The sequence below is a fragment of the Gallibacterium genomosp. 1 genome (assembly GCF_001678575.1).
In the GTDB taxonomy this organism is placed as follows: Bacteria; Pseudomonadota; Gammaproteobacteria; order Enterobacterales; family Pasteurellaceae; genus Gallibacterium.
This window is the reverse complement of record NZ_JTJP01000014.1, coordinates 32426-39922: the sequence shown is the minus strand read 5'-3', so window position 1 is coordinate 39922 and position 7497 is coordinate 32426. Positions and strand designations below refer to the sequence as shown.

The 7497-nt window shown below is 36.1% G+C and carries 12 protein-coding genes and 1 pseudogene; 7 read left to right on the top strand and 6 right to left on the bottom strand.

Annotation, left to right across the window (positions count from 1 at the left end; all coding sequences use genetic code 11):
* Positions 1-202: pseudogene (locus tag QV04_RS04155) on the bottom strand (hypothetical protein); the annotation flags it as partial.
* Between the two features lie 196 nt (positions 203-398).
* Between QV04_RS04155 and QV04_RS04150 the strand changes: the two are divergent.
* Positions 399-665, top strand: a complete 267-nt coding sequence (locus QV04_RS04150) for a hypothetical protein (RefSeq protein WP_039155222.1) — start codon at positions 399-401, stop codon at positions 663-665.
* On the opposite strand, the gene QV04_RS04145 is transcribed toward QV04_RS04150, so the two are convergent.
* Both QV04_RS04145 and QV04_RS11915 read right to left on the bottom strand, forming a co-directional pair.
* Entirely contained in the window at positions 662-898 is a 237-nt protein-coding gene (locus QV04_RS04145; RefSeq protein ID WP_065233201.1) for a hypothetical protein, read from the bottom strand. The two genes, QV04_RS04150 and QV04_RS04145, sit on opposite strands and share 4 nt — an antisense overlap.
* Positions 899-1027: 129 nt before the next feature.
* Complete coding sequence (locus QV04_RS11915; protein WP_268872744.1) at positions 1028-1153, bottom strand: hypothetical protein; 126 nt, start codon at positions 1151-1153, stop codon at positions 1028-1030.
* Positions 1154-1607: 454 nt separating this feature from the next.
* Between QV04_RS11915 and QV04_RS04140 the strand changes: the two genes are divergently transcribed.
* Positions 1608-2285 (top strand): sce7726 family protein, encoded by a 678-nt coding sequence (locus QV04_RS04140; protein WP_065233200.1) that lies wholly within the window; start codon positions 1608-1610, stop codon positions 2283-2285.
* Here QV04_RS04140 and QV04_RS04135 read toward each other — a convergent pair.
* The 3 genes from QV04_RS04135 to QV04_RS04125 all read right to left on the bottom strand — a co-directional run bounded on the left by QV04_RS04135 (position 2269) and on the right by QV04_RS04125 (position 4490).
* Complete coding sequence (locus tag QV04_RS04135) at positions 2269-3378, bottom strand: beta family protein (protein ID WP_065233199.1); 1110 nt, start codon at positions 3376-3378, stop codon at positions 2269-2271. The two genes, QV04_RS04140 and QV04_RS04135, sit on opposite strands and share 17 nt — an antisense overlap.
* Positions 3379-3386: 8 nt before the next feature.
* On the bottom strand, positions 3387-3746 hold the full coding sequence (locus tag QV04_RS04130; protein ID WP_065233198.1) for a hypothetical protein: 360 nt from the start codon (positions 3744-3746) through the stop codon (positions 3387-3389).
* A gap of 78 nt (positions 3747-3824) precedes the next feature.
* The gene (locus tag QV04_RS04125) at positions 3825-4490 is read right to left on the bottom strand and encodes a LexA family protein (protein WP_065233197.1); all 666 of its coding nucleotides are present in this window, start codon (positions 4488-4490) and stop codon (positions 3825-3827) included.
* 101 nt (positions 4491-4591) lie between these two features.
* Here QV04_RS04125 and QV04_RS04120 point away from each other — a divergent pair, with 101 nt between their 5' ends.
* From QV04_RS04120 to QV04_RS04100, 5 genes are read left to right on the top strand one after another with little or no spacing between them, the layout of a single operon-like run.
* On the top strand, positions 4592-4816 hold the full coding sequence (locus QV04_RS04120) for a helix-turn-helix domain-containing protein (protein ID WP_065233196.1): 225 nt from the start codon (positions 4592-4594) through the stop codon (positions 4814-4816).
* Positions 4817-4870: 54 nt separating this feature from the next.
* Positions 4871-5314 carry a YmfL family putative regulatory protein gene (locus tag QV04_RS04115; RefSeq protein ID WP_065233195.1) on the top strand — a complete coding sequence of 148 codons (444 nt, stop codon included), beginning with the start codon at positions 4871-4873 and terminating at the stop codon, positions 5312-5314.
* Between the two features lie 35 nt (positions 5315-5349).
* A complete protein-coding gene (locus QV04_RS04110) occupies positions 5350-6072 on the top strand; it encodes a phage antirepressor KilAC domain-containing protein (RefSeq protein ID WP_065233194.1) in 723 nt (240 codons plus the stop codon).
* The gene (locus QV04_RS04105) at positions 6069-6812 is read left to right on the top strand and encodes a helix-turn-helix domain-containing protein (protein ID WP_065233193.1); all 744 of its coding nucleotides are present in this window, start codon (positions 6069-6071) and stop codon (positions 6810-6812) included. The genes QV04_RS04110 and QV04_RS04105 overlap by 4 nt, the downstream gene beginning before the upstream one ends.
* Positions 6812-7486, top strand: coding sequence for a replication protein P (locus tag QV04_RS04100; RefSeq protein WP_065233192.1), 675 nt, complete (start codon positions 6812-6814; stop codon positions 7484-7486). Before QV04_RS04105 ends, QV04_RS04100 begins: the two co-directional genes overlap by 1 nt.
* The last annotated feature ends 11 nt before the right edge of the window (positions 7487-7497 follow it).

The window sequence follows — 7497 nt, the reverse complement described above, 5'->3', positions numbered from 1 at the left end:
CATTACCGTACACCTTGGCATTACCGTACACCCAGGCATCGTTGCTCTGATCTAAGTTTGACTCTTTCTCGACATAGCCACCTAAATCACCAGCGTTAACACCGATTGAGGCGATTGCGACTAGTGCTTTTATGCGATAGAGTTTAATTTTAGTTGTAAATCCGATCTCGATATATTCATCGGTTAATTCATATTTTTTCATTGAGTTTCTCCTATTTCTCATCTCATTCAAAACCACACTCAAAGCCACGAGGAAAAAAGACTAAAAACGAGCGGCTAAGAATGCGGTTTTGAATGGCGCCTTTCTTTATACTTGTAAGGCTCAAGTCCCTTATTGTCTCTCACAACGTTAAGGAATATAATCAAAACTCTCTCACAACAAATAAGGATTAAAATTTATGTCAAATTTAATCATTTCTTACGATTTAAGAAATCAACGTGATTATCAATCACTTTACAATGCTATTTCTACACTTGGAAATACTAGTAAAGTATTGGAATCTGTATGGTATGTAAGAAGTCAATATACCGCTGTACAGTGTAGAGATTATTTAATGAAGTACCTTGATAATGATGATGGCATTGCAGTTTGGGATTGCACAAATAATACTTGGGCAACATATGGTGTTAATGTAGAAAGAATGAAACAACTTTGGACTCATTAAACTTTTTTAACATATCTTTCTCCAGTTTGTTCATTTAATATTTCTGATATAACTTCTGTATCAGAATATTTATTGATATTAGAAATAGCTTTGCACGCATCTAATTCAAGCCCCTTATAGTAGGGGATAATTGCAACTGATTGTAAAATCGCTTTGCGAATATCTTCTTTTTGCAATTCTGTTAAAGAATTTGCTGAGCAACTTTCCATTTCAATAAATTGTCTATTTTCCATATTAACTCCTATTGTTTTAGTTAGAAACGCACTAAATTAAGTTCTGGCTTAGCTATCCTTAAATTAGTAATTGTACGATTACCCAGACCTTTAGCGGATCTCTTAATCAATGCGTTTCCTAATGCCTACTTAGCGCCTTTCAGAATACAACATATTATGCTGATAATATGCATTAACTAAGTAGGCATTAGATAACGGTTCGTGGGCTTGTTCGCCTGTTTCCCCAACCGTTGTAGCAATCTTTCGACCGTGCATTTCGCACTCAAGCAAGTAAGCAGTGCTGCCCTTGACCTACCAAACGCCTCTCTTCGTTTCTGATTTCTCAACACGTAGTACAGTTTTCTGCTCGGGGGTTACTCAACTTAACGCAGTTGATCACTTACCGCCATTGCCACACCATTCTGTTAAAGAGCTTGAGATATTGTGTATCTCGTTTTGATGGGTTTATTATGTACTTTAAGTTCATTAAAGTAAAGAATTAAAAGTACAAAAATAATGTAATGATGAATTGAAAGTTCATAAATGTATGATTTATAAAGAAATAAAAATTTAGAAAAGCGGTTTAATTGATTATTTTTTAATCTGATAATGAAAAAGATAGGAAAATATTGGCTACTTAACTGTTAACTGATCAAGTTTTATGCTGTTCTATGTAATTAATAATGCTAGACTATGCAAAATATTTTGATCGTTAATACTTTTATTTACAATGAATGAAATTCAGATAAGAGAACAATTGATTAAGGAATTAGCTAAGAAACATCCCCATAATACAGAGTTTTTAGCTGAATTACCTATTGCTAATTTTTCTCGTCGAATAGATTTAGTGATGGCAAACGGTAGTTTGTCAGGATTTGAAATAAAAAGTGAACAAGATTCTTTACGTCGGTTAGCTGGACAGCTAGAAACATATACACAGTACTTTGAAAATGTAACGGTTGTTTGTGCTACAAAGCATTTAACCAATGTTATGAAAATGACGTCTTCTCGAATTGGTGTGTGGGAGTTTGATGGAGAGAAGCTAATTGAGCATCAAGCACCTATTTATCAGCCTTTATCTAAATTAAATTGGTTAAGCTTCTTAAATGTAAGTGGATTAAAAGTTTTATTGAAGGCTTATCATTTAAAGGTGACAGGACTTAAAGATGAATTAATTGAAAGAGCATTATCTCTAAAGGAGGATGAGATAAGAGAGTTTCTATTAACTTATTTAAAGAAGCAATTTTCTCAAGTTAGAAGTGATAGAAAGGCGATAAAATTAAGACAACAGGAAAAACACATAGAGTCATTGAAATTGATTCTAAATAAAGTTGATACAACCTCAAATGAGGAAGGGTTCATTACCCTTCCATCAGGGCTAAAAGTTCGTCCTATACTTCGTCAGTAAAACCTAAATCTCTTGCTTCTTGTAATTCATCGTATGGATCAATACCACATTCGGCATTCCAATAATCAATTTGTTTAGATAGATGGATATTCATTCGGGTTGAAATCCAAGGGGCGGGAGCTTTTGCATATTCACTGCCGTTAGCAGCAGACAGAATCCGCTGTTCCCCCCAATTATCTGGATTGTTTAGGTATGGATATTGTTCTACTAATTTTTTTGCTATTATAGGGTAGCCATCTCCTTTTACGCCTGCTATTCGGCTAATAATCCATTCATTGTTCATTGGTAAGTCAATACGTGCAGACCAAGAGTAATTCCTATCCTCATCATAGATAACAGAATGAATAGAACTATGATCTCCATATATTGCTACATTTTTTCCACCAATACTGTTAAAAAGCGTATGTTCTAGCATATCAATACTGCCGTTACCTGTATTATCTGTAAACTGTGCTGGAGAGATTGGAAAGCTTGTCGAAAGTACACAAATAGTGAGAGATGGTTCTTGTAAGCGTAATTGGTTAATGGTATTGATGCACATTTTTTGATGATGTTCAAAATTATCACGAATATATTGACAATCAATAAAAACAATAATGTTATTAATGTCTTGCAGTGCTGAAATAGCATTAATTACTAACGGAGTATCAGTTAAGTAATCTCTAATTCTGAATGCGAGTTTTTGCTTATTTTTTTCAAAATACATTGCTTGTTGGGTTACAGCTCGTTGCCTAGCAGATAATTGCACAACAGGAATAGCATATTGATGTTCCTCCACGAAATTGATCCATTCGTGAAAATTTGATGCTTCATTTTTTAGAGCAAAGCTTTTTGGGGAACTAACTTCTAGTTTATTCCATACGGAAAAATCAGACTTTGGTGGTAAATCTAGGATAAACGGACGGTTGTTAAATGCCGTTTCTATATTAGAAACGGCACGGTCAAAATCATATTGTAACCAATTATGCAGTGTGATTAATGGAATAATTTTATCTTTTCTATCATCAGTTAACTCTCTTAATGCTGCAATTTCAGCAACACGAGAGCGTAATGTTGGGTAATAATTAAATTTGTCAAAATTTATGGTATTCATAATTACTCCTACTTAGGTTGTCGCGGTGTAGCTTGTTGTAAGGTATTTTGCTGACTTTGATTCTGCATTAAAACAGTGATTGTGTATTGTTGGTTTTCAATTGTTCGTTTAGATATGTTCAATTCTGAGGTTAAACTTGAAATGGTCTGAAGCAACTCATCATTTTTTTGATTAAGTTCTTCTAATTTTTCTTCTCTTTTGCAATGTAAATTATAAGAGATAGCTGTATCAATAATATGCCCAATCCACAGCAACAATGCAGCTATCCAGCCAGCTAAAAGTAGATGATTTTCATTATTTTGAAAAATACCATAAGCTGATAATCCTGCTCCTATCAGTCCAATAAAATCAAAACCTTTGTATTTCATAGTATTATCCTACAGCGTCATTGCTCTGCTCAATTAACCAACCACTGCCTAATAAAATCAACTTCTTGACTTCAGACTCTATAGTGTTTCAATTCTTTGTACAGCTACACCAATAATTCTAATTTGGTGTGATTGAGAATTTAATCTTGGGAACATTGGATTTAGTGGAACTAATTCAAAGTGAGGTCTGCCATACTCATCTAAATCTCCCAACTCTTTATATTGTTTAAATGTAGCCTCATTATCATGATTTATAGCCGCAACAAAATCACCTGGAGATGGATAAAGTGTTGGATCAATTAACACTAAATCACCCTCATTAAAACGAGGTAACATTGATTTCCCCTCAATTCGTAAATAGAAAGAATCTTCAGAGGCTAGAATAGTACTTGGTATCATTTCATAGCCTTGCTCGTTATCTAATGTATTGATTCCTTTCCATAATCCTGCTTGTATTGAACTTAATAATGGATAAGCTCTTTGTGGTTTAATTGTTTCCAACGAAGCGTTCTTATCACCATATGTTAGCCATTCTTTTGATACATCTAAAAACTTAGCAATTGCATAGATATTTGCTGGAGATGGCATCGTTTCAGCATTAAACCATTTGCTGACTGCCTTTGGCGTTAGATTTAGGTGGTCCGCTAATATCTTACCTTTTCCTTTATCTGGGAAGTCTTTCAATTTACAGGCTAATGCCAATCTATCAGCAAACCCTTTTCTAATTTCTTCTTCAGTAATCATTTTCTAACCCTTATTGAACGATTGGTTCAATTATAAATAATCATTGAAGTACTTTCAGTTATGTTTTAATATGTACTTTATGTACAACAAAGGAATAAAATATGAAAAATTTAAAGAATCTTATTGACACTCTTAGTGTGAGTGAAGTCTCTGCAATTTGTGGTGTATCAATTAGAGCTGTTTATAAGTGGAGAACATCAAACGCTTTACCCAGAACTGATTACACAGGAGAAACAAATTATTCAGAGCGACTTGCTAAAGCACTTAATTATTCGGTAACGGCAGATGAAATCAAGCGATTTAGTAATCCAGCTAATTTTTCATAACTGTAATTTATCATCTAATTTCTTAGATAAAACCATAAAAAGCATAAGGAAATTATGACAATGAAAAAGACGATCATAGAAATGATTGAAAAAATTCCTGGTGGGAAAAGTGCTGTAGCTGGTTTTCTTGGTTTTACAGAAGCGGAGCTTAATAACAGGCTTTATCAAACTAAGGGACAACGCTTTAAAAACGAAGAGTTAATTGCGATTCAAAATGAATTTGGATTAACAGATTTTATAGATGAATTATGCCATCAGTCTGGGGGAGTTTTCCTAAAGATCCCAGTTGAAAGCGAAATTGATAATGTTGAGCTATCTTGCAAGCAAGTACATGAAATTGCAGCAAGGGGATTGCTGTATGAAGCACTAGAGAAAGCAATGACAGATGGTGTAATAACTCCTAATGAGGAGGAAAAGATTAGAGCAGCTTTAAATAAACATTTATCTGCAACAGCTAATTCAGTTGAATTGGCTATAGCTTTGTATAAACGGAAATAAAAAACCACCGTTGCAGCGGTGGTTTAGGAGGTTAAATGAACCAATTAATTAAAATTGATAATACAGAAATTAGACAAGACGGTCAAGGACGATATTGTCTAAATGATTTACATCGTGCGAGTGGTGGAAATCCTATTCACGCACCTGCCCAATTTTTTAGAACGAAATCTGCTCTTGATTTTGTACAAGCTTTGACCGATATGCAAATTTGCACATCGCCTATCAAAACAATAAAAGGTGGTATTGAACAAGGTACTTATGCTTGTAGAGAGTTAGTTTTTAAATATGCTGCTTGGATCAATGCTGAGTTTGAAGTAAAGGTTTACCAAGTATTTAATGCTTATACTAAAGGTGAATTACAGCCAACTCACCAAATCCCCCAAACATTACCCGAAGCCTTGCGTTTAGCCGCCGATTTAGCGGAGCAAAATCAAACATTAGCTTTAGAAAATAAAGAACTAAAACCAAAAGCCGCCTTTGTCGATCATTATGTTGAAGTCGGTACAAGTAAATCGCTGCGAGAAGTCGCAAAGATTTTGAAAATGCCAGAAAAAGCGATGATTGATCGTCTTATTAGCGACCGTTTGTTATATCGCCAATCAGGAAAATTATTGCCATTCGCCACAGAGAAAGTTAAGCCACTTTTTACGGTGAAAACGGGAACGGCTGAACACGGACATAACTATACGCAAACTCGAGTTACCGCTGAGGGTATGCGTTTTATTGCTGAACAATATGCAACGGAGTTAATGCTATGAGTATGTTATTAATGGTTAAAGCAATGCAGTGTAAAGTTGGGAATGCTACTCGTAAGTTGGTATTACTGAAATTAGCGGATAATGCCAATGATAATGGCGTTTGTTTCCCCTCTTATCAACATATTGCAGATCAGTGCGAGATTACTCGCCGCAGTGCGATCTCGCATATTGAGGCATTGATAGAAACGGGCTTTGTTGAGAAAAAAACACGCAAAACGCCAGAGGGTAACACCTCAAATTTATATATTTTACATCTAGATCAAGGTAGTGAAAATTCTGCACCACCTAGTGAAAATTTTGCACCAGAGGTAGTGAATAATTTGCACCACCCTAGTGAAAATATTTCACCAACCCCTAGTGAAAATATTTCACCCAGAACCAGTCACTCTATTAACCAGTCAATTAACCATAAAAAAACTACGCAAAAAAAGCCGACCGAACTTGAGCTTTTGTCAGAGTTTGGGATTACAGGACAGCTTGCTGAAGATTTTATTACGCATCGCAAAGCGAAAAAAGCACCGATTACAAAAACTGCACTGGAGCGCCTACAAAAACAAGCCGATTTAGCCGGTTTACCGCTTGCGGAGGTGGCGGAAATTATGATTGAGCGTGGCTGGCGAGGCTTTAAAGCCGATTGGGATTGGCAAGAAATGCCGCAACGTCAGCCTAAAAAATCAAAATTTGATGACAACGACGACAGCTGGTGGCGTGGCAAAACGATTGAGATTAGGGGGTATTGATGACGCGGAATTTTGCAAATACAGAATTGGCAGCGTTGGTTGGCAGTGAACCAGCCTATCAAGCCCCGGCAGGCAAGCAAGAAATCCCTCCGCACGTTGCTAAATTTGTCGATCGCTTATTTGTGCGATTAAAAGCGGTATTCCCAGCGTGGCAAGCGGCATTTGATGGCGAAGAGGGCTATCAGGAAGCAAAACGACTTTGGCTTGAAGCGTTGGTGAATAACGGTATTACCACCGCTGCTCAATTCAAGCGAGGCATTGCACAAGCGGAACGAGAGAGTAACCCATTCTTTCCTAGCGTTGGGCAATTTATTGCTTGGTGTAAGGCTGACAATTACGCTGAATTAGGTTTGCCTGATGAAGCGGAATTAAAGCACCGCTTAAATAAATTCCGTGCATTTGGCGGCTTTTACAACATTGAAAATTTTGAGTTTGCATCAACCGCTGAATATTGGCTAATCACGGAAATCGCCAACGACTCACGACAAAAAGAGTACACCGAAGCGGAAGAGAACGCGGCGATTAAAGAAGCGTTAGAGAAAATGGCAAATCGTTTAAAAAGCGGTTTTAAGTTGCCAGATCCAGTGAGAACAATCGCTAAAGAAAGCACTGTTAGGCCTTACACTCCGCAAGAAATAGCACTTTTTTTTAACCGTCCGGAATTAAGGTTTTAGGAGAAATGATA